General features: G+C 42.6%; 25 protein-coding genes. 17 read left to right on the forward strand and 8 right to left on the reverse strand.

Annotation, left to right across the window (positions count from 1 at the left end):
• Nucleotides 1-52: 52 nt before the first annotated feature.
• The 3 genes from Q5076_RS13105 to Q5076_RS13115 all read left to right on the forward strand — a co-directional run bounded on the left by Q5076_RS13105 (nucleotide 53) and on the right by Q5076_RS13115 (nucleotide 1,361).
• The gene (locus Q5076_RS13105) at nucleotides 53-190 is read left to right on the forward strand and encodes a hypothetical protein (RefSeq protein ID WP_303014031.1); all 138 of its coding nucleotides are present in this window, start codon (nucleotides 53-55) and stop codon (nucleotides 188-190) included.
• A gap of 56 nt (nucleotides 191-246) precedes the next feature.
• Nucleotides 247-492 carry an RNA-binding protein gene (locus Q5076_RS13110; protein WP_303014032.1) on the forward strand — a complete coding sequence of 82 codons (246 nt, stop codon included), beginning with the start codon at nucleotides 247-249 and terminating at the stop codon, nucleotides 490-492.
• A 152-nt stretch (nucleotides 493-644) separates the two neighbouring features.
• Nucleotides 645-1,361: a DUF4396 domain-containing protein gene (locus Q5076_RS13115; RefSeq protein WP_303014035.1), complete on the forward strand. Its 717-nt coding sequence runs from the start codon at nucleotides 645-647 to the stop codon at nucleotides 1,359-1,361.
• A gap of 143 nt (nucleotides 1,362-1,504) precedes the next feature.
• On the opposite strand, the gene fabD is transcribed toward Q5076_RS13115, so the two are convergent.
• Both fabD and thiD read right to left on the reverse strand, forming a co-directional pair.
• Entirely contained in the window at nucleotides 1,505-2,392 is an 888-nt protein-coding gene (gene fabD / locus Q5076_RS13120; protein WP_303014037.1) for an ACP S-malonyltransferase, read from the reverse strand.
• Between the two features lie 58 nt (nucleotides 2,393-2,450).
• Complete coding sequence (gene thiD, locus Q5076_RS13125) at nucleotides 2,451-3,281, reverse strand: bifunctional hydroxymethylpyrimidine kinase/phosphomethylpyrimidine kinase (protein WP_303014038.1); 831 nt, start codon at nucleotides 3,279-3,281, stop codon at nucleotides 2,451-2,453.
• A gap of 340 nt (nucleotides 3,282-3,621) precedes the next feature.
• Here thiD and Q5076_RS13130 point away from each other — a divergent pair, with 340 nt between their 5' ends.
• The 5 genes from Q5076_RS13130 to Q5076_RS13150 all read left to right on the forward strand — a co-directional run bounded on the left by Q5076_RS13130 (nucleotide 3,622) and on the right by Q5076_RS13150 (nucleotide 10,692).
• Entirely contained in the window at nucleotides 3,622-4,353 is a 732-nt protein-coding gene (locus Q5076_RS13130; protein WP_303014040.1) for an NUDIX domain-containing protein, read from the forward strand.
• Between the two features lie 81 nt (nucleotides 4,354-4,434).
• A complete protein-coding gene (locus tag Q5076_RS13135; RefSeq protein WP_303014041.1) occupies nucleotides 4,435-5,952 on the forward strand; it encodes a xylulokinase in 1,518 nt (505 codons plus the stop codon).
• Between the two features lie 53 nt (nucleotides 5,953-6,005).
• Entirely contained in the window at nucleotides 6,006-7,322 is a 1,317-nt protein-coding gene (gene xylA, locus Q5076_RS13140) for a xylose isomerase (RefSeq protein WP_303014044.1), read from the forward strand.
• 94 nt (nucleotides 7,323-7,416) lie between these two features.
• Nucleotides 7,417-8,871: a D-xylose transporter XylE gene (xylE, locus tag Q5076_RS13145; protein WP_303014046.1), complete on the forward strand. Its 1,455-nt coding sequence runs from the start codon at nucleotides 7,417-7,419 to the stop codon at nucleotides 8,869-8,871.
• Nucleotides 8,872-9,153: 282 nt separating this feature from the next.
• Nucleotides 9,154-10,692: a carbon-nitrogen hydrolase family protein gene (locus Q5076_RS13150; protein WP_303014051.1), complete on the forward strand. Its 1,539-nt coding sequence runs from the start codon at nucleotides 9,154-9,156 to the stop codon at nucleotides 10,690-10,692.
• A 109-nt stretch (nucleotides 10,693-10,801) separates the two neighbouring features.
• Here the strand turns inward: Q5076_RS13150 and Q5076_RS13155 are convergent, their stop codons facing one another.
• Nucleotides 10,802-11,854, reverse strand: coding sequence for a DUF2776 domain-containing protein (locus Q5076_RS13155; protein WP_303014053.1), 1,053 nt, complete (start codon nucleotides 11,852-11,854; stop codon nucleotides 10,802-10,804).
• 209 nt (nucleotides 11,855-12,063) lie between these two features.
• On the opposite strand from Q5076_RS13155, the gene ileS reads away from it, so the two are divergent.
• The 5 genes from ileS (at nucleotide 12,064) to Q5076_RS13180 (ending at nucleotide 18,205) form a co-directional block, all read left to right on the forward strand.
• The gene (ileS, locus tag Q5076_RS13160; RefSeq protein ID WP_303014055.1) at nucleotides 12,064-15,552 is read left to right on the forward strand and encodes an isoleucine--tRNA ligase; all 3,489 of its coding nucleotides are present in this window, start codon (nucleotides 12,064-12,066) and stop codon (nucleotides 15,550-15,552) included.
• Between the two features lie 43 nt (nucleotides 15,553-15,595).
• Nucleotides 15,596-15,976 carry a TraR/DksA C4-type zinc finger protein gene (locus tag Q5076_RS13165; protein ID WP_004295883.1) on the forward strand — a complete coding sequence of 127 codons (381 nt, stop codon included), beginning with the start codon at nucleotides 15,596-15,598 and terminating at the stop codon, nucleotides 15,974-15,976.
• A 98-nt stretch (nucleotides 15,977-16,074) separates the two neighbouring features.
• Nucleotides 16,075-16,737 (forward strand): lipoprotein signal peptidase, encoded by a 663-nt coding sequence (locus Q5076_RS13170; RefSeq protein WP_303014061.1) that lies wholly within the window; start codon nucleotides 16,075-16,077, stop codon nucleotides 16,735-16,737.
• On the forward strand, nucleotides 16,727-17,806 hold the full coding sequence (locus Q5076_RS13175) for a DUF4296 domain-containing protein (protein WP_303014062.1): 1,080 nt from the start codon (nucleotides 16,727-16,729) through the stop codon (nucleotides 17,804-17,806). The genes Q5076_RS13170 and Q5076_RS13175 overlap by 11 nt, the downstream gene beginning before the upstream one ends.
• 12 nt (nucleotides 17,807-17,818) lie before the next feature.
• Nucleotides 17,819-18,205: a hypothetical protein gene (locus Q5076_RS13180; RefSeq protein ID WP_303014065.1), complete on the forward strand. Its 387-nt coding sequence runs from the start codon at nucleotides 17,819-17,821 to the stop codon at nucleotides 18,203-18,205.
• Here the strand turns inward: Q5076_RS13180 and Q5076_RS13185 are convergent.
• Nucleotides 18,156-18,923, reverse strand: a complete 768-nt coding sequence (locus tag Q5076_RS13185; RefSeq protein WP_303014066.1) for an RNA methyltransferase — start codon at nucleotides 18,921-18,923, stop codon at nucleotides 18,156-18,158. The genes Q5076_RS13180 and Q5076_RS13185 overlap by 50 nt on opposite strands.
• Before the next feature lie 139 nt (nucleotides 18,924-19,062).
• Between Q5076_RS13185 and Q5076_RS13190 the strand changes: the two genes are divergently transcribed.
• Nucleotides 19,063-21,372 carry a BamA/TamA family outer membrane protein gene (locus Q5076_RS13190; protein WP_303014067.1) on the forward strand — a complete coding sequence of 770 codons (2,310 nt, stop codon included), beginning with the start codon at nucleotides 19,063-19,065 and terminating at the stop codon, nucleotides 21,370-21,372.
• On the opposite strand, the gene Q5076_RS13195 is transcribed toward Q5076_RS13190, so the two are convergent.
• The 3 genes from Q5076_RS13195 to Q5076_RS13205 all read right to left on the reverse strand — a co-directional run bounded on the left by Q5076_RS13195 (nucleotide 21,326) and on the right by Q5076_RS13205 (nucleotide 22,995).
• The gene (locus Q5076_RS13195) at nucleotides 21,326-21,781 is read right to left on the reverse strand and encodes a hypothetical protein (RefSeq protein ID WP_303014068.1); all 456 of its coding nucleotides are present in this window, start codon (nucleotides 21,779-21,781) and stop codon (nucleotides 21,326-21,328) included. The two genes, Q5076_RS13190 and Q5076_RS13195, sit on opposite strands and share 47 nt — an antisense overlap.
• Nucleotides 21,782-21,900: 119 nt before the next feature.
• Entirely contained in the window at nucleotides 21,901-22,455 is a 555-nt protein-coding gene (locus tag Q5076_RS13200; protein WP_303014069.1) for a DUF3332 domain-containing protein, read from the reverse strand.
• 102 nt (nucleotides 22,456-22,557) lie between these two features.
• Nucleotides 22,558-22,995 (reverse strand): DoxX family protein, encoded by a 438-nt coding sequence (locus tag Q5076_RS13205; RefSeq protein WP_303014070.1) that lies wholly within the window; start codon nucleotides 22,993-22,995, stop codon nucleotides 22,558-22,560.
• A gap of 200 nt (nucleotides 22,996-23,195) precedes the next feature.
• Here Q5076_RS13205 and Q5076_RS13210 point away from each other — a divergent pair, with 200 nt between their 5' ends.
• The gene (locus tag Q5076_RS13210; protein ID WP_303014074.1) at nucleotides 23,196-23,444 is read left to right on the forward strand and encodes a hypothetical protein; all 249 of its coding nucleotides are present in this window, start codon (nucleotides 23,196-23,198) and stop codon (nucleotides 23,442-23,444) included.
• Nucleotides 23,445-23,519: 75 nt separating this feature from the next.
• Entirely contained in the window at nucleotides 23,520-24,806 is a 1,287-nt protein-coding gene (locus Q5076_RS13215) for a retropepsin-like aspartic protease (protein ID WP_303014071.1), read from the forward strand.
• A 91-nt stretch (nucleotides 24,807-24,897) separates the two neighbouring features.
• Here Q5076_RS13215 and Q5076_RS13220 read toward each other — a convergent pair whose 3' ends face one another.
• Nucleotides 24,898-25,311: a BT0820 family HAD-type phosphatase gene (locus tag Q5076_RS13220; RefSeq protein ID WP_303014072.1), complete on the reverse strand. Its 414-nt coding sequence runs from the start codon at nucleotides 25,309-25,311 to the stop codon at nucleotides 24,898-24,900.
• A 97-nt stretch (nucleotides 25,312-25,408) separates the two neighbouring features.
• Here Q5076_RS13220 and Q5076_RS13225 point away from each other — a divergent pair, with 97 nt between their 5' ends.
• A complete protein-coding gene (locus Q5076_RS13225) occupies nucleotides 25,409-26,797 on the forward strand; it encodes a peptide MFS transporter (protein ID WP_303014073.1) in 1,389 nt (462 codons plus the stop codon).
• The last annotated feature ends 123 nt before the right edge of the window (nucleotides 26,798-26,920 follow it).

The following is a 26,920-nucleotide window of genomic DNA, read 5'->3' on the forward strand; positions in this document are numbered from 1 at the left end:
AAGGAGAGAATAATGGTTAATATTTGGCCTAATTTCATAAAAAAGATGTTTTATGGAAAGAAAAAGGGAGGAATATGCTGGAAAATCACCAATAATGCTTTCCTTTGCAACCAACAACAATAATAAGGTTTATTACGATTTGATTATTTTACGTGAATCTCCTCATTTATTTGAGTATATCCATTTCTAACTTAAGATTTTCCGATAACTTTCTTATTGAATTATTAATTTTTTATATTTGTGTTTATGAATTTGTACATTGGAAATCTTAGCTATAATGTTAAGGAATCAGACTTGAGAAACGTAATGGAAGAGTATGGAACAGTAGCTTCTGTAAAATTGATTACAGATCGTGAAACTAGAAGATCAAAAGGATTCGCATTTGTTGAAATGCCGGATGATACGGAAGCCAATAATGTTATTAAACAGTTGAACGGTGCTGAATATGTAGGCCGGTCAATGGTTGTAAAAGAAGCCTTACCGAAGAATTAAGACTGAACAAAGCCATAGGAGAGGGTATGTTGGGAAACCGACATACCCTCTTTTTTTATGGAATCTCGACGATAGGGTAAGTCAAAGAAATAGCTGAATTGAACTTTCACGAATGAATGTTGTTGTAGGATGAGGTTTTAAAACATATAACTATGCTCAATTTGATTGCTGTATTTTTTGTGTGTTCAGGTATTGGAATTGCAGCTCATATAGCATTGGACCTGGCACGTCGTCCGCAACCTATGAAAATAATGAATGCCGTTTGGATACTGACGGCATTGTGGGGAAGTTATTTCGCTTTATGGGCTTATAATAAATTAGGAAAGAGTGAACCGGTGAAGGCAGGAGAGGTTGGAATGGGAATGGACATGCCGTCTATGAAAGGGATGGAAACAGATATGACGATGAAGAAAATGAAAACCCCTCGTTGGCAGTCGGTAATCTTATCGGCTTTACACTGTGGAGCAGGTTGCACATTGGCAGATATTGTCGGAGAATGGTTCACTAATTATATTCCCGTGACTGTTGCCGGTAGTCAACTTATCGGTAATTGGGTGCTTGATTTTATATTAGCTTTGATTATCGGAATCTACTTTCAATTCTATGCCATCCGTGAAATGGAAAAAATATCTTTCGGAGGAGCATTGGGGCATGCTTTTAAAGCAGATTTTTTTTCCTTGCTGTCTTGGCAGGCAGGTATGTATAGCTGGATGATAATTGTCCATTTCGTATTGTTTGCCGGTGTTCCCTTACCCAAAAATACATGGATATTCTGGTTTATGATGCAGATAGCCATGCTTTTCGGATTTTTCTTCGCATATCCCGTAAATGTGATATTGATAAAATTAGGAATAAAAAAAGGAATGTAATGACTGAACCCATTGAAGACGAATGTAAAACGTTTTTCAGATTAAATAAAAACACTCTTGTCCGACAGTGCGGCAAGAGTGTTTTTTATTTATGGCTTCTTGAATAAGCCTGTGTACATTTTTATAAAAACCGTATTCGTGCCTTATGCAATGCCATGGGCGTTGACTGTACCGTCAATTTTCTTAATCAAACCTTGCAAAACCGCACCAGGTCCACATTCCGTAAAATCTGTAGCACCGTCTGCAATCATATTTTTAACAGATTGAGTCCAACGTACGGAAGCAGTCAGTTGAGCTACCAGATTCTTCTTGATTTCTGCGGGGTCAGTATGAGGCAGTGCATCCACATTCTGATATACCGGGCATTTGGGAGTGTGGAATTCTGTTGCATTGATGGCAGCTTCCAGTTCGACTTTCGCCGGGTCCATTAACGGAGAATGGAAAGCACCGCCTACTTTCAATGGAAGGGCGCGTTTGGCTCCGGCAGCTTTCATTAACTCACAAGCTTTTTCAATGCCTGGCACAGAGCCGGAAATAACAATTTGTCCCGGACAGTTATAGTTCGCCGGTACGCAAACTTCACCTTCTGCATTTACAGATGCGCAAATCTCCTCTACCTTCTCATCCGGCAATGCAATAATGGCAGCCATTGTGGAAGGAGTGGCCTCGCATGCTTTTTGCATTGCCATAGCACGTGCATAAACCAATTTTAAACCATCTTCAAAACTCAAAGCTCCTGCGGCTACCAATGCGGAGAATTCACCGAGTGAATGGCCGGCAGTCATTTCCGGTTTGAAATTGTCGCCCATGCAAAGAGCTGAAATTACAGAGTGTAGAAATACGGCAGGCTGTGTAACTTTAGTCTGGCGCAGGTCTTCGTCTGTACCATTGAACATAATGTCTGTAATGCGATATCCCAGAATATCATTTGCTTTCTCAAATAGTTCTTTTGCTAAAGCTGAATTTTCATATAAGTCTTTGCCCATTCCTACATATTGAGCACCTTGACCGGGAAAAACGAATGCTTTCATATTCTTATTATTTAATTGATTTTTGATTGTCCTTGCAAAGTTACGGAAAATAATGAATTTATGAATTATTACCTTGTGAATTATTATTTTGTGGAACGGGGAAATGCCACAATGGGCCATTTCCGTGGCCGATGTGTAATTCTTTTCCTGCGATAATGGTTTGTGTTATATACGTTTTGGCATGTAAAACCGCCTCCAGCATGGGATAGCCTTTTGCCAGATTGGTGGCGATGGCCGAAGATAGGGTACAACCGGTTCCGTGCAGGTTACCGCTATCTATTTTCTTTTCTTCGTATGTGTGCCGAAGATGCTCCGGCGTATATAAAAAATCACACATTTTCTCACCTTCCAGATGTCCGCCTTTTATTAATATACTAATCCGGTAATCATCCGCCATTTTTTTTGCGGCTTCCTGCATTTCTTGTACATTGTGAATATTTTTTCCCGTTAAGACTGCTGCTTCGTCCAGATTGGGAGTAAGTAAAGTGACGTATGGAATTAATTTTTCTTTTATTTCCCCTACGGTTTCGTCCGTCATCAGTTTACGTCCGCTAGTGGATACCATGACCGGGTCATATACAACATGTTCCGTTGCATATTTTTGCAGACAGCCGGAAATGATACGGACAGTTTGGATATCATTCACCATGCCTATTTTTATAGCCGCCGGTTGCAAATCCTCTATGACAGCTTCTATCTGTCCGCGGATGATTTCAGGCGGTATTGATTGTACCGCATATACCCCCAATGTGTTTTGAACAGTAACGGCGGTGATTGCAGATGCTGCATACCCTCCTAAAGCTGATATGGTTTTAATGTCCGCCTGAATGCCTGCTCCTCCCGAGCAATCCGAGCCGGCGATGGATAAAACAACCGGATGATGTTCCATTTTAGATTTTTTAATAAATTCACTGCAAAGATAAAATAAAAAACAGTAAGGTACAAAATGACATATCATTTAAAATACAATAAGTATCTTTTCCCGGACAAAGTGAATAGATTATGAAAAGCACTGATAATAAAGTGTCAACCTTGTTTTTGTATTTTGTACAATTACTATTGTGAAAAAAGGCTGAAATACATATTGTAATTTAGAAGATAACATTAAGTAACCATATTGTATGATATATGATATGTATTTATATGAAAAACAGTGTTTTATAGCATATTGAAAAATGTTGTTCCGATAATCTACAGCCCCTATATTTGTGCAGTCTTAAAAAAAGGATATGCAGAACATACAAAAAAATACGCCTTTAGCCAACAATCATATATCGGTAGATTGTGTAGTGATCGGTTTTGACGGAGAACAATTAAAAGTCCTGCTGGTAAAGCGTGCGGGTGAGGATAACGGGGAAATATATCATGACATGAAACTTCCCGGAAGTCTTATTTATATGGATGAAGATTTGGATGAAGCAGCCCAACGGGTCTTATATGAACTGACAGGTCTTAAAAATGTAAATCTGATGCAATTTAAAGCATTCGGTTCCAAAAACAGGACGAGTAATCCCAAAGATGTACGTTGGCTGGAACGGGCGATGCAGTCGAAAGTGGAACGTATTGTGACAATCGCCTATTTGTCAATGGTGAAGATAGACCGGACTTTAGATAAAAACCTGGACGACCACCAAGCTTGTTGGGTAGCTTTGAAAGAAGTGAAAACATTGGCATTCGACCATAACCTGATTATCAAAGAAGCGATGACATATATCCGGCAATTTGTAGAATTCAATCCGTCCATATTATTCGAACTGCTTCCGCGTAAGTTTACGGCCTCGCAATTGAGGACTCTTTTTGAGTTAGTATATGACAAATCAGTGGATGTACGCAATTTCCATAAAAAAATAGCAATGATGGAATATGTAGTGCCTTTGGAAGAAAAACAACAGGGAGTAGCCCACCGCGCTGCACGTTATTATAAATTCGACAAGAAAATATATAATAAGGTAAGGCGATAAATACGGAATATCGAAAACGAAGCCCAAGGTAAGAATTGAAAAAGATTAAATAAAATAATTGTAATAGTAAATCAGTTTATCATGTTTTTATTAGGTTATGACATAGGCAGCTCATCTGTGAAGGCGAGTCTGGTAAACGCTGAAACGGGTAAATGCGTATCATCAGCATTTTTCCCGAAAACGGAGGCGAAGATTATTGCAGTGAATCCCGGGTGGGCGGAACAAGAACCGGATAGTTGGTGGGAGAACCTGAAATTGGCTACACAAGCTGTTATGAATGATTCCGGTATCAATGCCGTTGAAATTAAGGCAATTGGCATTTCTTATCAGATGCATGGACTGGTATGTGTGGATAAAGAGCAGCATGTGTTGCGTCCCTCTATTATCTGGTGCGATTCTCGTGCTGTGCCCTATGGACAAAAAGCGTTTGAGGCCATCGGAGAAGAAAAATGCCTTTCCCATTTATTAAATTCACCGGGCAATTTTACAGCTTCCAAATTAGCCTGGATTAAACAAAACGAACCTGCTGTCTATGAACGGATTTATAAAATCATGTTGCCGGGAGATTATATCGCTATGAAACTGAGCGGAGAAATCTGTACGACAGTTTCGGGCCTCTCGGAAGGAATGTTCTGGGATTTCAAGAATAACCGGATAGCCGGTTTCCTGATGGACTATTACGGATTTGATGCTTCATTGGTTGCCGAAATCAAGCCGACTTTTGCGGAGCAGGGGAGGGTGAATGCGGCGGCTGCGGAAGAACTCGGATTAAAAGAAGGAACACCGATAACCTATCGCGCCGGCGACCAACCGAACAATGCCCTTTCATTAAATGTGTTCAATCCGGGAGAGATTGCCTCCACGGCAGGGACATCAGGGGTTGTTTACGGTGTGAACGGAGAAGTGAATTATGATTGTCAGTCGCGCGTCAATACGTTTGCACATGTGAACCATTCGGAACGGCAGACCCGTTTGGGAGTATTGCTTTGCATTAACGGAACGGGCATTCTTAATTCATGGGTAAAGCGTAATGTCGCTTCCGAAGGAATGTCCTATAATGAAATGAATGCGTTAGCCTCCAAAGCTCCGGTGGGCAGTGCAGGCATCAGCATCCTTCCTTTCGGAAATGGGGCTGAACGTATGTTGAATAATAAAGAAATAGGTTGTAGCATTTACGGAGTAGATTTTAATGTACATGGTAAACAACACATTATCCGTGCTGCACAGGAAGGCATTGTATTCTCTTTCAAATACGGCATCGATATCATGGAACAGATGGGAATCCCTGTAAAAAAAATCCATGCCGGACATGCGAATATGTTTTTAAGCCCTGTGTTCCGTGAGACTCTGGCCGGAGTGACGGGAGCCACAATCGAACTCTATGATACGGACGGTTCCGTTGGAGCCGCTAAAGGTGCAGGTATTGGCGCAGGCATCTATAAAGACAATAATGAGGCGTTTGCAACACTTGATAAATTAAATGTAATAGAACCGGATATGGCTGGACATCAGGAATATGCAGATGCATATTCACGATGGAAGTGCCGCTTGGAAAAGTCGATGGATGACAAGGAGGCAATCCCGTTTCCATTTGAATGATTATAATGACAGTACAATATTAATAGATAACCGATTTAAAATTGAAAAGAATTATGGCAACAAAAGAATTTTTCCCAGGAATTGAAAAAATTAAATTTGAAGGCAAAGATAGCAAGAATCCTATGGCGTTCCGTTATTATGACGCAGAGAAAGTAATCAATGGCAAAAAGATGAAAGATTGGTTGAAATTCTCTATGGCATGGTGGCATACCTTATGTGCCGAAGGAGGCGACCAGTTTGGCGGAGGAACAAAAAAATTCCCGTGGAATGCGAATGCCGACGCGGTGCAAGCCGCAAAAGATAAAATGGATGCAGGGTTTGAATTTATGCAGAAAATGGGTATTGAATACTATTGTTTCCATGATGTGGATTTAATATCCGAAGGCTCCGGCATCGAAGAATATGAAGCCAATATGAAAGAAATCGTAGCTTATGCAAAACAAAAACAGGCTGAAACCGGTATCAAGCTGTTGTGGGGCACTGCTAATGTATTCGGCCATGCCCGTTATATGAACGGTGCGGCGACGAATCCGGATTTTGACGTAGTGGCCCGTGCCGCCGTCCAAATAAAAAATGCAATTGATGCAACTATCGAACTCGGCGGGCAGAATTATGTATTCTGGGGTGGACGTGAAGGGTATATGTCCCTTTTGAATACAGACCAGAAACGTGAAAAAGAACACCTCGCGCAAATGTTGACTATTGCCCGCGATTATGCCCGTGCCCGCGGGTTTAAAGGGACGTTCCTTGTAGAACCGAAACCGATGGAACCCACCAAACATCAATACGATGCAGATACGGAAACAGTGATAGGTTTCTTGAAAGCCCATGGCCTGGACAAAGATTTCAAGGTAAATATCGAAGTAAACCATGCAACGCTGGCCGGCCATACTTTCGAACACGAACTGGCGGTAGCTGTAGATAATGGCATGCTGGGTTCTATTGACGCTAACCGTGGCGACTATCAGAACGGCTGGGATACAGACCAGTTCCCGATTGATAATTATGAACTGACACAGGCAATGATGCAAATTATCCGTAACGGCGGTTTAGGTAACGGCGGAACGAATTTTGACGCCAAGACTCGTCGTAATTCCACTGATTTGGAAGATATCTTCATTGCCCATATTGCGGGTATGGATGCCATGGCGCGCGCATTGGAAAGTGCTGCGGCTTTATTGGACGAATCTCCGTATAAAAAGATGCTGGCCGACCGTTATGCATCGTTCGATAGCGGCAAAGGCAAAGAATTCGAAGAAGGCAAATTATCTCTTGAAGAAGTTGTCGCTTACGCCAAGACGAAAGGCGAACCGAAACAAACCAGTGGCAAACAGGAACTTTACGAAGCCATCCTGAATATGTATTGCTAATTGAAATTCGAGTAATAAGGCGGTAGAGCTGCAGCTTTATCGCCTTACTATTATCCTGTCCAACTACTACACACTACTTATCTACTTAATAACCATGATTAATACAACGAACGAAGGTAGTAAACTCTACCTGTATTCGATTACCTCCGTCGCCATTCTGGGCGGGCTGCTTTTCGGATATGATACGGCAGTTATTTCCGGGGCGGAAAAAGGCCTGGAGGCATTTTTCCTTTCAGCCTCAGATTTCCAATATAATAAGGTGATGCACGGAATAACCTCGTCCAGTGCATTAATCGGATGTGTACTCGGCGGCGCTGTTTCCGGTGTTTTCGCTTCTCGTTTGGGGCGTCGTAACTCCTTGAGGCTTGCCGCCGTACTTTTCTTCCTTTCGGCATTAGGGTCTTACTACCCGGAATTTTTATTTTTCGAGTATGGAAAACCGGATTTGGATTTACTGGTTGCATTTAACTGGTATCGTATTTTAGGAGGTATCGGTGTAGGTCTGGCTTCAGCCGTATGTCCGATGTATATTGCAGAGATAGCCCCTTCAGATATTCGCGGCACACTTGTCTCGTGCAATCAGTTTGCCATTATTTTTGGCATGTTAGTTGTCTATTTTGTAAATTATCTGATTATGGGCGACCATCAGAATCCTGTCATTCTGAAAGATGCCGCCGGAGTCTTGTCTGTCAGTCCGGAATCTGATATGTGGACCGTGCAGGAAGGATGGCGTTATATGTTCGGTTCGGAAGCCTTCCCGGCTGCCTTTTTCGGTTTATTGTTGTTCTTTGTGCCGAAAACCCCTCGTTATCTGGTATTGGTACAACAGGAAGAAAAGGCATTTTCCATTTTGGAAAAGATTAATGGCAGAACGAAGGCGAAAGAGATTCTTGACGAGATAAAAGCTACCGCCCATGAAAAGACCGAAAAACTCTTTACATATGGGGTGGCGGTGATTGTTATCGGCATTTTGCTTTCCGTGTTCCAACAGGCAATCGGCATTAACGCAGTGCTCTATTATGCCCCTCGTATTTTTGAGAATGCGGGTGCGGAAGGAGGCGGTATGATGCAGACCGTAGTCATGGGTATCGTAAATATCCTGTTTACATTAGTCGCTATCTTTACAGTAGACCGTTTCGGACGTAAACCCTTGTTGGTTATCGGTTCCGTAGGTATGGCCGTAGGAGCGTTTGCAGTGGCGATGTGTGACAGTATGGCGGTTAAAGGCATTGTTCCGGTACTCTCGGTAATTGTATATGCGGCATTCTTCATGATGTCATGGGGACCGATTTGCTGGGTATTGATTGCGGAAATCTTCCCGAACACCATTCGAGGCAAAGCTGTTGCTATCGCTGTCGCTTTCCAATGGATATTCAACTATATCGTATCTTCCACCTTCCCGGCATTATACGATTTCAGCCCGATGTTTGCGTATAGCCTTTACGGGATTATCTGTGTAATTGCCGCCATTTTTGTATGGCGTTGGGTACCTGAGACGAAAGGCAAGACATTGGAAGATATGAGCAAACTTTGGAAGAAGAAAAAATAAAAAGGGCTTGTATAATTTCGTCGTGCCATTATGACTTCGGCATCTTGGCATGATTCTATCGGATTGTGGCATCATGCCAATGGCATGGTGCCATAATCGTTTATGTATTTCTTTCATGAATGGCTCCGGAACCTGCATCGCGGCAGACCGGAGAAACAGCGGCAAGCATGCATCCCGGTTATAAGATATCTTAACAAAGCCAGTTAAATATTTCTTGGTTTGAAAACACAATTGAAGGAATAGCTATACCTTTGCACCGTCTTTTATAAAACACGTATGATTATGGAACAACATCCGATTAAGATTAATAAAGTGCAGATACGCAATCTGCAAATGGAAGATTATGCACAACTGTCCCAATCGTTTACGCGCGTCTATTCTGACGGAAGCGATGTCTTCTGGACCCGCGAGCAGATTCAGAAGCTAATCAAGATTTTCCCGGAAGGGCAGATTGTCACGGTCGTTGACGATAAAATAGTAGGTTGTGCCCTTTCCATTATTGTTGATTATGATAAAGTAAAGAACGACCATACGTATGCCCAGGTGACAGGTAAAGAAACGTTCAATACGCATAATCCCAAAGGGAATATCCTGTACGGCATCGAAGTGTTCATCCATCCGGGATATCGCGGTTTGCGGCTGGCGCGCCGTATGTACGAATATCGCAAGGAACTTTGCGAAACATTGAATCTGAAAGCCATCATGTTCGGAGGACGCATTCCGAACTATCATAAATATGCCGATAAAATGCGTCCGAAAGAATATATCGAACGAGTACGTCAACGCGAAATTTACGACCCCGTGCTTACCTTTCAGCTATCAAATGATTTCCATGTGCGCAAGGTAATGACTAATTATCTGCCGAATGACGAAGAGTCCAAACATTATGCCTGTTTGCTGCAATGGGACAACATCTATTACCAACCGCCTACACAAGAATATATCAATCCGAAAACTACCGTCCGCGTAGGCTTGGTACAATGGCAGATGCGCAGTTACAAGACATTGGACGACCTGTTTGAGCAAGTCGAGTTTTTTGTGGATGCGGTATCGGATTACAAAAGCGATTTTGTTCTTTTTCCCGAATATTTTAATGCGCCTCTGATGTCGAAGTACAACGATAAGGGCGAATCGCAGGCTATTCGCGGGCTGGCGAAATATACGGATGAAATTAGGGAACGGTTTATCAATCTGGCAATCAGTTACAATATCAATATCATAACGGGAAGTATGCCATACGTAAAGGAAGACGGGCTGCTTTATAATGTAGGATTCCTCTGTCGCCGTGACGGGACCTATGAAATGTATGAAAAGATGCATGTCACTCCGGACGAAATCAAGAGCTGGGGATTGAGCGGCGGTAAACTGTTGCAGACATTTGATACGGATTGTGCGAAGATTGGCGTTTTAATTTGTTATGACGTCGAATTCCCGGAACTTTCCCGCCTGATGGCGGACCAGGGAATGCAGATATTGTTCGTGCCTTTCCTGACGGATACGCAAAATGCCTATTCCCGTGTCCGTGTCTGCGCACAGGCGCGCGCTATCGAGAATGAATGCTTCGTAGTCATTGCAGGAAGCGTGGGAAACCTTCCCCGTGTGCATAATATGGATATCCAGTATGCCCAGTCAGGCGTGTTTACGCCGTGCGATTTCGCTTTCCCGACAGACGGAAAAAGAGCGGAGGCAACCCCTAATACTGAAATGATATTGGTATCGGATGTCGATTTGGATTTACTGAACGAACTCCATACTTACGGTAGTGTCCGTAACCTGAAAGACCGTAGAAACGATGTATATGAAGTGCGGCTAAAGAGGTAAAACGGGGGTGTTTTGTTTCTTTAAAAGGAAACTACCGTTCCTTTTAAAGGAAACCCTCGTTGGTTTAAAACCAACGGGGTCTTGGTTTTAAACCAACAAAGTGCCTTGTTCAGCCCTTTCCAGAGGTACCGCTTTCGAGGATACTGACGATGGAAAACAGGGTGAAACAGATGGCTCCGAGTCCCGATAATACACGTGCCGGAATGAAGTAATCCGCATGTGCAGTAGCGAGTTCAAACACGAAAGCAGCCAGAAACAAACAGGCTAATGCCGTTAATACCGGAATTAGCGGAATACGGTTGGCTAATTTGAATTCGTGCCTCCATATCTTTGCCAAAAGGATTACTTTGCTCGAAATGCTGTAACATACCAAGCCGAGGCCAAGCATGATATAACCGGTAGTCCCGTTTGTGCTGTTTGAATCGGCAAAGATGACAAAAAGCCCCCATATAAAAGAGACGGAACCCATTAACAAAACTAGCTGCGGCCACTGGCGGCGTTCCTTTTCCGAATAAACGTTGCGTATTTGACGGGCAATGGTGGCTACCAATGCAATTAAGCTGGTACAAATGCATGCAAGGCCTACCATTACGTGTCCTGCAACAAAATAGGCGGGGTGGACATGGCTGTTTCCTAATAAAACAAATGCCCATATCCAGGCGATGAGTGAAATGACAGTCGCGACAATCTCCAGTGTCCGTTCTTGTCCCGATGTGAATGCCCCTTCAGGCACTTTATTTCCTGTACTTTTAGAATTGCCCGGAATCAAAGAAAACCGGGTGGATGAAGTCGCGGCAGTGGCTACACATCCCGTAATGAACCCGACACCGGCTATTACGTGGCCTGCAACGAAAGCGGAGGGAGAAGAAGCCATGCTGAAAATACAAATTCCGCCGATAACAGTCAATGCGGCTGCCAAGTAGCCGATAACCGGTAAAGCGTATTTTGCCGTTTCATTATAAGTATGTATGATTTGCCGGATAATGGTGGCGGCAGTACAAAATAACGCAATGCATATCATACCTAGTGAAAACACGACGGGACCTGCTATGACGCGGTTTCCCGCATCCCCGTAACCATAGATGAACGCCCCGTATCCGAAGCAGAAGATAGCCATTGCCAATGGGATTGCCCTGAATAAAATACTGATACTGTAATTCATAACTGAGTGTCTTTTAATTTTTCACTAGAACAAAGGGCTTTTCATTTTGTTTATGCCGGCAGTCATTTATAATCATTAACTTCACACGAATCTGATTAAAAGTCATTGCTTTTTGCTCAATTAAACAAATGTTTTTGTAAATTTGCACCCTTAAAAATGGGGATTCCCCTCAAATTGTAAATTGTAAAAGTAAAATCGTAGATATAGCTATGGGTAAGAGATTTACTGAATATTCGCAGTTTGACCTTTCACAGGTAAACAAAGATGTATTGAAGAAGTGGGATGAAAACCAGGTTTTCGCCAAGAGTATGACAGAACGTGACGGCTGTCCTTCATTCGTGTTTTTTGAAGGGCCTCCCTCGGCCAATGGCATGCCGGGTATCCACCATGTAATGGCGCGTACCATTAAGGATATATTCTGCCGTTACAAAACGATGAAAGGTTACCAGGTGAAGCGTAAAGCCGGATGGGACACCCACGGGCTTCCGGTGGAACTGGGAGTGGAAAAGGCGTTGGGAATCACGAAAGAAGATATCGGTAAAAAAATCTCCGTAGCCGAATATAATGCCGCCTGCCGGAAAGATGTGATGAAGTTTACCAAAGAATGGGAAGACCTGACCCATCAAATGGGATATTGGGTAGATATGAAACATCCTTATATCACCTATGACAACCGTTATATCGAAACTCTGTGGTGGCTTTTAAAACAGTTATATAAAAAAGGATTATTATATAAAGGATATACGATTCAGCCGTATTCGCCGGCTGCCGGAACCGGATTGAGTTCTCATGAGTTGAATCAGCCGGGATGTTATCGTGATGTGAAGGATACGACGGTCGTTGCCCAGTTCAAGATAAAGAATCCCAAACCGGAAATGACAGGATGGGGGACTCCCTATTTCCTGGCATGGACAACCACCCCTTGGACATTGCCCTCAAATACGGCGCTTTGCGTAGGTCCGAAGTTTGACTATGTGGTTGTCCAATCGTACAACGCTTATAACGGGGAACCCGTTACCGTTGTTCTGGCAAAAGCTCTGTTGCCTACTCTTTTCAATCCGAAAGCCGCCGGTTTGGCATTGGAAGATTATAAGCCCGGAGATAAACTGGTTCCGTTTAAGGTCGTTGCCGAATATAAAGGCACGGAACTGGTCGGCATGGAATACGAACAGCTTATTCCTTGGGTGAAACCGGTGGAGATAACTGAAGACGGAACGTGGAAAGCCAGTGATAAAGGATTCCGTGTAATCCAGGGCGACTATGTCACGGTAGAAGACGGAACGGGTATTGTCCATATCGCGCCGACGTTTGGTGCGGATGATGCTTATGTGGCACGTGCTGCGGGAATCCCGTCGCTTTTCATGATTAACCGGAAAGGTGAAACCCGTCCCATGGTAGATTTGACCGGTAAATTCTATTTGCTGGATGAATTGGACGAAAGATTCGTTAAAGAGTGCGTTGATGTGGATAAATACGGGGAATACCAGGGGGCATGGGTAAAGAATGCTTATGACCCGCAATTTACGGTAGACGGGAAATTCGACGAGAAAGCCGCCCAAGCCGCCGAATCTTTGGATATTGTTCTCTGTATGATGATGAAAGCCAACAAGCAGGCTTTCAAGATTGAGAAACATGTTCACAATTATCCGCATTGTTGGCGTACCGACAAGCCGGTGTTATATTATCCTTTGGATAGCTGGTTTATCCGTTCTACGGCCTGCAAGGAGCGTATGATAGAACTGAACAAGACTATCAACTGGAAACCTGAATCTACCGGAACCGGGCGTTTCGGAAAATGGCTGGAAAACCTGAATGACTGGAATTTAAGCCGTTCGCGCTATTGGGGAACGCCGCTTCCTATCTGGCGCACGGAAGACAATACGGACGAAAAGTGCATCGAATCCGTAGAAGAGCTTTATAATGAAATAGAAAAGGCTGTTGCCGCCGGATTCATGAAATCGAACCCGTATAAGGACAAAGGATTTGTTCCGGGTGAATACACGGAAGAAAATTATGATAAGATAGATTTGCACCGTCCTTATGTGGATGATATCATTCTGGTGTCTAAGGATGGAAAGCCGATGAAACGTGAGACAGACCTGATTGATGTCTGGTTCGATTCGGGCGCTATGCCTTATGCCCAGATTCACTATCCGTTTGAAAACAAGGAATTATTGGACGGCCGCCAGGTATATCCTGCAGATTTTATAGCGGAAGGAGTAGACCAGACACGCGGATGGTTCTTCACGTTGCATGCCATCGCTGCGATGGTGTTTGATAGTGTTTCTTATAAAGCCGTGATTTCTAACGGCTTGGTGTTGGATAAAAACGGCAATAAGATGTCCAAACGTTTGGGAAATGCCGTCGATCCGTTCAGTACGATTGAAAAATACGGTTCCGACCCGTTGCGCTGGTATATGATTACCAATTCTTCTCCGTGGGATAACCTGAAGTTTGATGTAGACGGTATTGAAGAAGTCCGCCGTAAGTTTTTCGGTACTTTATACAACACTTATTCATTCTTTGCGCTTTATGCCAATGTAGACGGATTTGAATACAAGGAGGCCGATGTGCCGATGGCGGAACGTCCGGAAATCGACCGCTGGATTCTGTCCGTATTGAATACGCTGGTAAAAGAAGTGGATACCTGCTATAACGAATACGAACCGACTAAGGCAGGACGTTTGATTTCTGATTTTGTCAATGACAATTTGTCTAACTGGTACGTCCGGTTAAATCGTAAACGCTTCTGGGGCGGTGAATTTACACAAGATAAATTGTCCGCTTATCAAACATTATATACCTGCCTTGAGACGGTTGCCAAGTTGATGGCTCCTATTTCTCCGTTCTATGCAGACCGTTTGTATCTGGATTTGATTGCGGCGACAGGACGTGACAAGGTGGTTTCCGTCCATCTGGCTAAATTCCCGGAATATCGGGAGGAGATGATAAACAAGGAATTGGAGGCGCGCATGCAGATGGCACAGGATGTTACTTCCATGGTATTGGCCTTACGCCGTAAAGTAAACATTAAAGTGCGCCAGCCGTTGCAGTGTATCATGATACCCGTGTTGGACGAGGAACAGAAAGAACATATCGAGGCTGTGAAGAATTTAATCATGAATGAGGTGAATGTCAAAGAGATTAAATTCGTTGACGGTGCGGCCGGCGTGTTAGTGAAGAAGGTGAAGTGTGACTTTAAGAAGTTAGGACCGAAATTCGGCAAGCAGATGAAATCCGTAGCCGCCGCCGTTGCGGAACTGTCGCAAGAGGCAATCGCGGAACTGGAAAAGAACGGGAAATATGCATTGGACCTGAACGGTACGGAAGCCGTTATCGAGATATCGGATGTAGAAATTATCAGTGAGGATATTCCGGGATGGCTGGTTGCCAATGAAGGCAGGCTGACTGTGGCGCTGGAGGTTACCATCACTGAAGAGTTGCGTCGGGAAGGTATCGCCCGTGAATTGGTGAACCGCATACAAAATATACGTAAATCAAACGGTTTTGAGATTACTGACAAAATAAAAGTGACAATCTCGAAAAATACGCAAACAGATGATGCGGTAAATGAATATAATACTTATATTTGTAACCAAGTTCTGGCAACCTCCCTTCAACTTGCAGATGAGGTGAAAGACGGTACGGAGCTTAGTTTTGACGATTTCTCGCTGTTTGTGAACGTGATAAAAGACTAATACTATAAATAATATGCGATTAACCTTTTAAATATGTAAAATTATGGCAGAAAAGACTAGATATTCGGATGCGGAGCTCGAAGAATTCCGTGCCATTATTATGGAGAAACTGGAATTAGCGCAACGTGACTATGAACAGTTGAAAAAAAGCCTGATGGGACTGGACGGCAATGATACCGACGATACGTCACCCACGTATAAAGTGTTGGAAGAAGGAGCCAATACGCTTTCCAAAGAGGAAACGACCCGTTTGGCGCAACGGCAGTTGAAGTTTATCCAGGGATTACAGGCTGCTTTGGTGCGTATCGAGAATAAAACATACGGCATTTGCCGTGAAACGGGAAAATTGATTCCGGCTGAACGCTTGCGCGCTGTTCCTCATGCTACATTGAGTATCGAGGCTAAAAATAGCGGTAAAAAATAATAGATAGCAAGACAGGCTACGGGTAATGGGCTACAAGTAGCTGCGTAATGTTTACGCACGGCACTTGTAGCTCGTTATGTTTAATTTATAATGTACACATGAAGAAACTATTCACGAAGGGGACGGTTGCCTTAACCGTTATCTTTTCCGTATTGATTATCGACCAGGTGATTAAAATCTGGATAAAGACGAATATGTACTGGCACGAAAGCATACGTGTGACAGACTGGTTTTATATTTATTTTACCGAAAATAACGGAATGGCTTTCGGTATGGAAATTTTCGGCAAGTTGTTTCTGACCACTTTCCGGATTGTCGCAGTGATATTGATAGGATGGTATCTTTATAAAATAATAAAGAAGGGCTTTAAAACCGGGTATATCGTTTGTGTAGCCCTTATTTTGACCGGTGCTTTGGGAAATATCATAGATAGTGTATTTTATGGAGTTATTTTCAATGAAAGCACTCATTCGCAAGTTGCCAGTTTCATGCCTGAGAACGGAGGATATTCTACCTGGTTTTATGGCAAGGTAGTGGATATGTTCTATTTTCCTATCATAGATACGAACTGGCCTGCATGGATGCCATTTGTCGGCGGGGAACATTTCATATTTTTCAGCCCGATTTTTAATTTTGCGGATGCTGCCATTAGCTGTGGCATCATTGCTTTATTGCTTTTTTACAGTAAGTATTTGAATGAGTCTTATCATTCATTGGATAAAAAAAGCGCTAAAAAAGAGATTGAGGGCCATGAGAAGTAAATTCCGGTTTCATCTGTGTGTTATTTGCATGGTTGCGCTTGCGGTAGCCGGGTGTAAAGTGAAAAGGCCGGGCGATGTGATTCCGGAATCGGAGATGGAAAATTTGTTATATGACTATCATCTGGCAAAATCCATGGGAGACAATCTTCCTTACAACGAAAACTATAAGAAAGCGTTATATATTGATGCCGTTTTTAAGAAATACGGGACAACACGGGCTGTCTTTGACTCGTCTATGGTCTGGTACACACGTAACACGGAGATTTTATCGAAAATTTATGAAAGAGTAAAGAAGCGTCTGAAAGATGAACAGGAACTTGTCGGCGATTTGATTGCCAAGCGTGATAAGAAGCCGAAAATGACTAAGCAGGGCGACAGCATTGATGTCTGGCCGTGGCAGCGCATGGTTCGTCTGACGGGTAAGGTAATGAATAACCGGTATGCATTTGTTTTGCCTACCGATTCCAATTATAAAGACCGGGATACTTTGGTGTGGGAAGTGCGGTACAGTTTCTTGGAACCGTTGGTTGCGGATTCTTTGAGGGCTGTCGCTATGGCGATGCAGGTTATTTATGAGAAAGATACGATTAGCTGTTGGAAGACTGTGACCGGAGCGGGTATTCAACAGATTCGCCTGTTTGCGGATACTTTGGGACAAATGAAAGAAATAAAAGGTTTCATTTACTATCCGGTGTTGGGAGAGCAGAAAGGCGGAGCGTTGTTAGCGGAGCGTTTTACAATGACTCGCTATCATTGCAGAGATACGCTCGCATTTGCCGTTCGTGATTCTTTAAATAAAGCGGAAGCTTTGAAGAGGGATTCTTTGAAGAAGGTCTCGGACAAAGAAAAAGCGGATTCTTTACGTAATAGGCCGGCAGCAGGCAATAAGGATGAAGTCCAACGTCTGACACCGGAAGAGTTGAACCGTCGCCGTACGAAGGCACAACGCGAGAAGAAACCCGAACAGATTGAGGTTGAACGGCATATCCAGCAGGAAAGGATAGAGCAGAGGAGGGAACGGCAGATGAATCAACGCCGGCAGCAACAGCAAAGGCGCCGGAATCAATAATCTGCGGATGGCATGAAACGTTTTGCATCTCATTATTTGTTTTTACCGGAAGTCGGGTTTATCAGGCAACAGGTGGTAGAGGTAACCGCTGAAGGAACTGTCCGGGCTATATTCCCGTTGACGGAAGAGGTCGAGTCGGTTGAATGGATGCCGGGGGTGATTGCCTTACTCTCTGCCGCCCAGGTTGAGGACTTAAAAAACACCGGAATGGTTTTTAAAACCATTCCGGTGTTTCAAATAAACCATCCGGTTGTTTTAAATCAATCTCCTTTATGTTTTAAAAAAACATTCAATGGATTTTGTGGAAGTGGGGAAGCATTGTTTCCCGTATTGTTCTATCCGTTTGATTTTATTTCCATGCAGCCTGTCGGCGGAACTCGGCACAGATTACTGCGGTAGCTATGGCTACATTAAGCGATTCGGCTGTTTCCCGGCCTTGCGGATAATTGGGGATATACAGTTTTCTATTAATCAGGCTCTCCACTTCTTTTCCTATGCCGTTTCCTTCGTTTCCCATGACAACCAGCCCGTTGGCGGACAAGGGTTGTTCATACATGTTTTTTCCGTCCAGGAAAGTACCGAATACCGGTATGTCTTTGTCGAGTGAACGGATGAAACCGGGGAGAGAGGTGTAATGTACTTTTACTCTTGCAATTCCTCCCATAGTGGCTTGTATTGTCTTGGGATTATAAACGTCCACCGTGTTTTGTGAACAGATGACATGTTCAATGCCGAACCAGTCGGCCAGGCGGATGATGGTTCCCAAGTTGCCGGGGTCTTGGATATCGTCTAATGCCAGACAAAGGGAATGGCGGACGGATTCCGGATTCAGGGAATATTGGGGTTGCTCAAAAATAGCGAGTACGTCTTGCGGGGTTTTCAGCAAACTGGCGCGTGAAAGGTCTTCTTGAGATATTTCGGCGATTTCGTCTGCCTTGAGATTCGGATGCCCTTTTAACCAGGAGTCGGTAGCAGCCAGAAAACGGCAGGGGAAATGACCGAGCAAATCGCCTACCAGCTTAGGACCTTCGGCAAGGAATACCCGTTCCTCCTTACGTACTTTCTTTAATTCCAGTGAGCGGATGTATTTTATTTTGTTTTTACTTAACGGTATCATAAATCTAATTTTGCAACAAAGCTATAAAGATATTTCCAATCTATCCTTACTTTCCTCTCTTTTTCTTAATTTATTTTTCCCGTCAGAAAATATAATTTATCTTTGTAAGCGCATTTTGCGCTATCGATGTAAAAACCGTATGAGGAGAGATTTTCTTTACTTACTTGCTTCTGCCGCTATCCTGTCACTGGCTTCGTGTACTGCCACAAAGTTTGTGCCGGACGGTTCGTATTTGTTGGATGAAGTAAAGATTCGTACGGACCAAAAAAATATCCGGCCTTCGTCTTTGCGGATGTATGTTCGCCAGAATCCTAATGCTAAATGGTTTAGCCTGATTAAGACACAGTTGTATGTTTATAATCTTTCGGGACGGGACTCTACTAAGTGGGGGAATAAATTTCTGAGAAGGATAGGGGATGCTCCTGTGATATACAATGAAGAAGAGGCGAGACGTTCTGAGGAGGAAATCACAAAAGCCGTGCGTAACATGGGATATATGGCGGCGACGGTCAAACGCTCGACCAAGGTGAAAAAGAAGAAAATAAAACTGTATTATGACGTAACGGCAGGAAAGCCGTATATCGTCCAGTCTATAAAGCATGATATCGGTGATTCTAAAATCGCCTCTCTTCTGAAACAGGATTCGGCAAGAAGTTTGTTGAAAGAGAATATGTATTTTGATGTAAACGTGCTGGATGCGGAGAGGCAACGGATTACGGACAAGTTGCTCAGGAATGGTTATTATAAATTCAATAAGGATTATATAGGTTATACGGCGGACACTGTACGCAATACCTACAAGGTCGATTTGACACAGCATCTGCATCCTTACAAGGTGCATGTGAACGATTCATCGACGACGCATCCGCAATATTGGATTAATAAAATCAATTTTATTACGGATTATGATGTTTTGCAGTCTTCCGCATTGAGCAGCATAGAGGTTAATGATTCTGTGCATTATAACGGTTTTCCGATTTATTATAAAGATAAGCTTTATCTGCGTCCTAAAGTTCTTGTGGATAATCTCCGTTTTGCTCCCGGCGATTTGTATAATGAGCATGATATCCAGCAGACATATTCCAGTTTCGGGCGGTTGTCGGCATTGAAATATACTAATATCCGTTTTGTTGAGACGCAGGCGGGAGATTCTGCAAAGCTTGACTGTTATGTGATGTTGACTAAAAGCAAGCATAAGTCTATGGCTTTCGAGGTGGAAGGGACCAATTCGGCCGGCGACTTGGGAGCGGCGGCTTCCGTGACTTTCCAAAACCGGAACCTTTTTCGCGGTTCAGAAACTTTTATGATTAAGTTCCGCGGTGCTTATGAGGTCATTTCCGGGCTTCAGGCGGGTTATTCCAATAACAACTATACGGAGTACGGCGTAGAGACAAGTATCAATTTCCCCAATTTTCTATTTCCTTTCCTTTCTTCTGATTTTAAACGGAAAATCAGGGCTACTACGGAATTCGGATTGCAGTATAATTATCAGTTGCGTCCGGAGTTCCTGCGTACGATGGCTTCCGCCAACTGGAGTTATAAATGGACGCAACGCCAGAAGATACAGCACCGCATTGATTTGATTAATATCGGTTTCCTTTATTTACCTCGAATTTCCGAAAGGTTTAAGGAAGATTATATTAATAAGGGGCAAAACCATATTTTGCAATATAACTATCAGGACCGGTTGATTATAAATATGGGGTATAGTTATAATTACAACAGTGTAGGTGGTTCTGTCGTAAACAATACGATTGCCACTAATTCATATTCTATCCGTTTTAATTTTGAATCTGCCGGGAATATAATGTATGCATTGTCTAAGATTACAAATATCCGGAAGAATGCCAACGGGGAATATGCCATTCTCGGTATTCCTTATGCTCAATATGTAAAGGGGGAGTTCGATTTTGCAAAAAATATAAGAATCGATCACCGGAACTCTTTTGCATTTCATGCCGGTATAGGAATAGCTATTCCTTACGGCAATGCAAAAACGATTCCGTTCGAGAAACAGTATTTTTCAGGGGGGGCTAATAGTGTCCGCGGATGGAGTGTACGTGATTTGGGGCCGGGGGCTTTTCCCGGTAACGGCAATCTGTTGGACCAGTCCGGAGATATTAAGCTGGATGCCAGTATTGAGTATCGGAGTAAGCTGTTTTGGAAATTTCAGGGAGCTGCTTTTATCGATGCCGGTAATATCTGGACTATCCGGGATTATGCGAATCAGCCGGGAGGCGTTTTTAAGTTTAACAGGTTTTATAAACAGATTGCGGTAGCTTACGGATTGGGGCTTCGGCTTGATTTGGACTTTTTCATTCTTCGTTTTGACGGGGGTATGAAAGCTGTTAATCCTGTTTTTAATACCAAGAAGGAGCATTTTCCCATTATCCATCCCAAGTTCAGTCGTGATTTCGCCTTTCATTTTGCTGTGGGATATCCTTTCTGACCAGCCATTTGTCATTTTCTTTTAGCAGGCGAAGGGTGTCTTGCAGGGAAGATATTCTTTTTATTTCTCCATCAATCGGATTGACGGTAAGCGCATTGTTTATTTGGCAGATTATGGTTACCGTTTCGGAGCGGGGAGTAATCTCACTCGATGCTATGACGGAGGCTGTGGCGGTTTCCTGTCCTTTGAGTTGGTCTAAATGAGCCTGGCTGATGTTGGAGGCCAGAAAGCTGAGGTAGGGCAGGAAGGAGGGAGTGCTCCATTCTTTGGCAGCCGGATAGTTGAGATTGTAGAATGTTTCACAGAAATTGACGGCGGTTTGTTCCGGTTGGGTTTGAGGATTCCGTTTCCGACACGATAAACAAATGCATGTTGCCGTTAAAAGAGCCAGTGTGAGTATTTTGTTCATAGTATGGAAAACAGTATGGCGGGAATGATGAAAATAACAGGTTATATCTGAATAGATTGGCTGTTATCATGCATTCTCTTTGTTTCGATATAACCTGTTATATATTCTTTTTTTTATTATTAGCGGGCTGCAAACATGAGATTGCTCATGGTAGCCTGGCGGGCTGCCATCATACCTTGGGCATCTAAAGTTACATTCATTTTTTCGCTGTTGGGCAGGAACAAATCGGCAGTACCGTCATTGTTCATTTTTATGAGTTCCGCGCTTTCGCCGTTTGCAACTACATTCCATGTATTGGCTTCTTTATTGTAAATCAAATCCATAGAAGCTGTCTCGCCTTCTTTAGTAATAGAGTAGCCGTTTTCCAGTGTTTTTACCATGTAATTGCCGTTTTCTCCTTTTACTTTTTTTACGTCGCCTATATTAGCCATCGGATTGGAACCGCTCCAGAATTCAATGGAATTGATAACTAGGGCATCTGCCAGGTAAGATACTCCATAAATCGGAATGATGTTGAATGCGAGGAATACGAGTTCGTTTACGAATTTGCTTCCGATTGACTGGTTCCAAGATGATAAGCGGTTGAATAATCCGAATGAACCTACACAAGAACTGAATAATAAACTGCCACTGAGTAGCACTGCTGCAACTAAAGAAAGTTTCTCTCTTTTCATGTCGTAATGTTTTTAATTAATAAAAATGTTTGTAATATCTCTGTTATGTATGCAAATATAGTATTTTTCAGTTAATTAAGGTCATCATTTTAAATTTTTGTGTCATTTGGGTTTTCTTCGTTGTAATTCGTTACCTATGATATGGTCTATTGAGAACTTGCCCGGACCGGTAATATACATTAATATGAATAGGGTTAAATAAACAAAAGCCAGCTCTTTGGCTGCAAACGGGTCATTTGCATGAATCACAAAAAAGGCTACTGCCATTGTGAATATCATCGGAAGCATTGCAAGACGGTATAGGAAACCCGCAATGAATGCCATTGAACAGACGAGTTCGCCGAAAACCGCGAGTCCGAGGGATAAAGGACTTCCTATGTTTAACGGGTCGGGAAATGCTGTTGACAGTTCTTGGTAGTTACTCCATTTTTGTATGCCGTGGTTCATTAATAGTATCCCGAAAATTATGCGTACTACTAATAGGAGTAAGGAAATTTTGGTAGCAGTTGGTTTTGTGGGGAATAAAAAGCTATAAATCATAAGTCATTCTTTTTTTAAGTTTACTTTTTAAACGTAGAATATTCGGGTTTTGTTTGCAGATTCGTTTGTTTTTGGAATTGTTGTGTGTTGACATACGGCTGTGGAGATTGGATAATTTAATGTATGAGTAATGAAAAATACGCAAACAGTTTTATCCGTAAATTAATAAACTTCGTATCTTTGTGGAAAAATATGAAAAAATGGTACAACATACTTATGATAGTGAATCGGTTCAGGAATTGCTGAATTGGGGAAAAAGAATGCTTGAAACCCAAAATTATCCGACCGGGAAATACAAGATAGACAAATGTACTACCATAATCAATGGTAAACTTTATCTGGAATCTTTAATAACGATGATTTCCAGAAACTGGGAAAATCCTACATTTCATCCGACTATAGATCAATTATGGGCATTCAGGGAAAAATGGGAAGGAGAAAAATCATAATAGAATGTTTCTCAGTGGTTATATAGCGGGCATAAGATGAACGGGGAATAAATGATAAGTATAAAATAAGAAAGCATGAATATTAAGATTATACTTACTTTACTTTTTTCAGTTTCATTTTTTGCCGGTCATAGGGTGTGTGCGCAGACTCAGGCAGACGTGCAACTGGGAGAGATATTGAATAAGAATGATCTCTTTTTGTTGATGGAAGAATATCCGAAGCTCAAAGATTCTGTGAGTATAGATGTGTTACATTTGGTTGCAAAAAATCAACTTGCTATCGGATTTAACAAGCTTGAAGTCGCAGCTACGGCGATGGATAGCTTATTGCAGTTTCATCAAGAGGAGTTGGGGACTGAGACTTCGCTTGGCATAGCTTCCATACGTGCAATGAATTTGCTTAACCTCGGCCGGTATGCGGAAGCTGGGAAAGCCGGTGAAGGTCTTGTAAATTCTTTCAAAGATGTTTTGCCGTTTGAATCCCTTTATAGCTTTATATTCATTGAACGTGTCGGCAAGTCGCTTGCTGATGTTCCTGTTCCGTATTTATCAAGGCCTGACCGTAATGTTGTCGTACCGATGAAGGTTGATTCTGTCGGTAAAGGCCATCATATTTATATACCGGTTGAAGTAAACGGAGTGGTTAAAGATTTTATTTTTGATACGGGATGTTCTTTCGGTAATTTTGTCACTGAAAAGTATGCGGAAGAGGTTGGGCTGAAGATTGTATCTGACTCTATACCGGTTTCCGGTTCGGCTATAGGTTTCGTGAAACTTGCAACTGCCGATTCATTGAGAATTGGCGAAATGACGTATCATCATCCTGTCTTTATGGTGGCTCCTCCGGATTCTCGGTTGGATTCCGTATTTTCATACAGTGGGGTACTCGGATATCATTTCATCAGGGATGTTCAGGAAGTCATTATAGATAATGAATCGGGTTCGTTTATTTTTCCGTCGGAGATAAGCGATAGCCGGCCCAATATGTATCTGGCATCAAACACTCCGCATGTCAGAATCGGATACGAAGGAAAATCTTTCGATGTTATTTTCGATTCTGGTAATGTGAAATCCAATCTCGGCTCTTATTTTTTTGAACAATTTCCGGAAGCCGTAGCCGGCTTGGAGGAACATGCTTCACAAAGGGGAGGGTTTGGCGGTATTTCCGAGTTCAAAGTTGTTACTCTGCCTGAATTCAGTTTTACTGTTGCGGGAAGTCCTGTCGTTTTGTATAATATTGATGTGGCAAAATCCAATTCAAAAACAAATCAACTGATGTCGGGTTCTTTGGGTTGTGATTTTATTTTATCGTTCAAACGGTTGACTGTTAATTATAAAAATATGTTCATTCAGGGGAGATAGAAATTGGCAGAGTAACGTAACGGTAAGGCATATAACTGCTAACGTACCGTTGTTTGTCTATCGGGACGTAATGGTTTCGCTGATATAGTATCTAAAAAGGCAGCCATTTTTTCTTTTTCTTCAAAGGAGGTTTCTCATTCTGGCTGTATATATCTGCAAATGTCTTTTTCTCTTTAACCATTTCATAGATAACTCCCCAATCGGGCAAACCGCCCAGATTGCGGTCGTCGATGAATAAATCGGCTTTTAGTTTTCGGGAAAAACCCTGATGGTCTTTCTGCTCTTCCGGATAATCTTTATTCACCGCATAAAATTCCAACCCTCTGGCTCTGCACCATTCCACTGCTTCGTCCAGCAATTCACCTTCTCGCACGCTCCACAATATCAAACGATGTTTCTCTTGTTGCAACAATTTCAATGTTTCAACAGCAAACGGAATTTCCTCACCGATACGCGGATAGCGATGTTCTACAATCGTTCCGTCAAAATCAACAGCTATAATCATAATTTATAAATACCTAATTTTAGGCAAAGATACGGACAGTATGCCAAAAAAACGTATCTTTGTGTTGAATTAACATTTTAATAAAAAGTATAAATCCATGAACAATTCCCCTCAGCATGCTGCGAAAGGCTTTACAAAAGCTTTTTGGGTCAGCAGCACAGTCGAACTGTTTGAACGTATGGCATATTATGCCGTTTTTATCGTTCTCACTATTTATCTATCTTCTATTTTAGGTTTTAACGATTTTGAAGCAAGTATGATTTCGGGACTTTTTTCCGGAGGATTGTATTTGCTCCCTATTTTCTCCGGTGCGTACGCGGATAAGATAGGTTTCCGGAAATCAATGATTATAGCTTTTTCATTATTGTCTGCCGGATATCTGGGATTGGGCATATTGCCTACATTACTGGAAACGGCGGGGTTGGTAAGTTATGGTGCTGTCACTCGGTTCACCGGTTTGCCCGATAGCCACATCCGGTGGCTTATCGTTCCTGTCTTGTTTGTGCTTATGGTGGGAGGCTCTTTTATAAAATCCATTATTTCCGCTTCTGTGGCTAAGGAGACAACGGAGGCGACACGCGCACGCGGGTATTCGATATTTTACATGATGGTTAATATCGGCGCTTTCACCGGTAAGACTGTTATTGACCCTTTACGGAATATAATCGGTGAACAGGCGTATATTTATATTAACTATTTTTCCGGGACGATGACAGTTATTGCTTTGCTTGCTGTTATTTTTCTCTACAGGTCTGCACATACGGCCGGAGAAGGGAAAAGCCTGCGTGAAATAGGACAGGGATTTATGCGGATAATCACTAATTGGCGTTTGTTGATTCTTATTTTGATTGTCACCGGGTTCTGGATGGTTCAGCAGCAACTTTATGCTACTATGCCCAAATATGTTATCCGTATGGCCGGCGAAACGGCAAAGCCCGGTTGGATTGCCAATGTGAATCCTTTTGTCGTGGTATGCTGTGTCAGTTTTATAACACGTTTAATGGCGAAACGCAGTGCGATTACTTCAATGAATGTCGGTATGTTCTTAATTCCTGTCTCAGCTTTATTGATGGCCTGTGGTAATTTGTTGGGGAATGACATGGTTGCAGGAATGAGCAATATCACTCTCATGATGGTTGCAGGTATTATTGTCCAAGCGCTTGCCGAATGTTTTATTTCGCCGCGCTATCTGGAATATTTCTCTTTGCAGGCTCCTAAAGGTGAAGAGGGAATGTATTTGGGATTCAGCCATTTGCATTCTTTTCTGTCTTCTATCTTTGGTTTCGGGTTGGCCGGGATTTTATTGACCGAATATTGTCCTGATCCTGCTTTATTCGAAACGCATGCCGCGTGGGAGGCTGCTAGCGTGAACGCACATTATATATGGTATTATTTTGCTGCTATCGGATTGATTGCTGCTGTCGCATTGCTGTTATTTGCGAAAATCACCGAATCCATCGACAAAAAGAAGAAATCTTCTCGATAAATATCTCCTTTTTTACGTATATTTGCCGTCACTTTGCCGTAAAAGTTGGCGGCATTTTGCATTTTAAAAAAGAGGATAAAACATGAAAGTAAAATTTATAAGCCTGGCGAGTGGCAGTAGCGG

This window comes from uncultured Bacteroides sp. (assembly GCF_958445495.1).
In the GTDB taxonomy this organism is placed as follows: Bacteria; Bacteroidota; Bacteroidia; order Bacteroidales; family Bacteroidaceae; genus Bacteroides.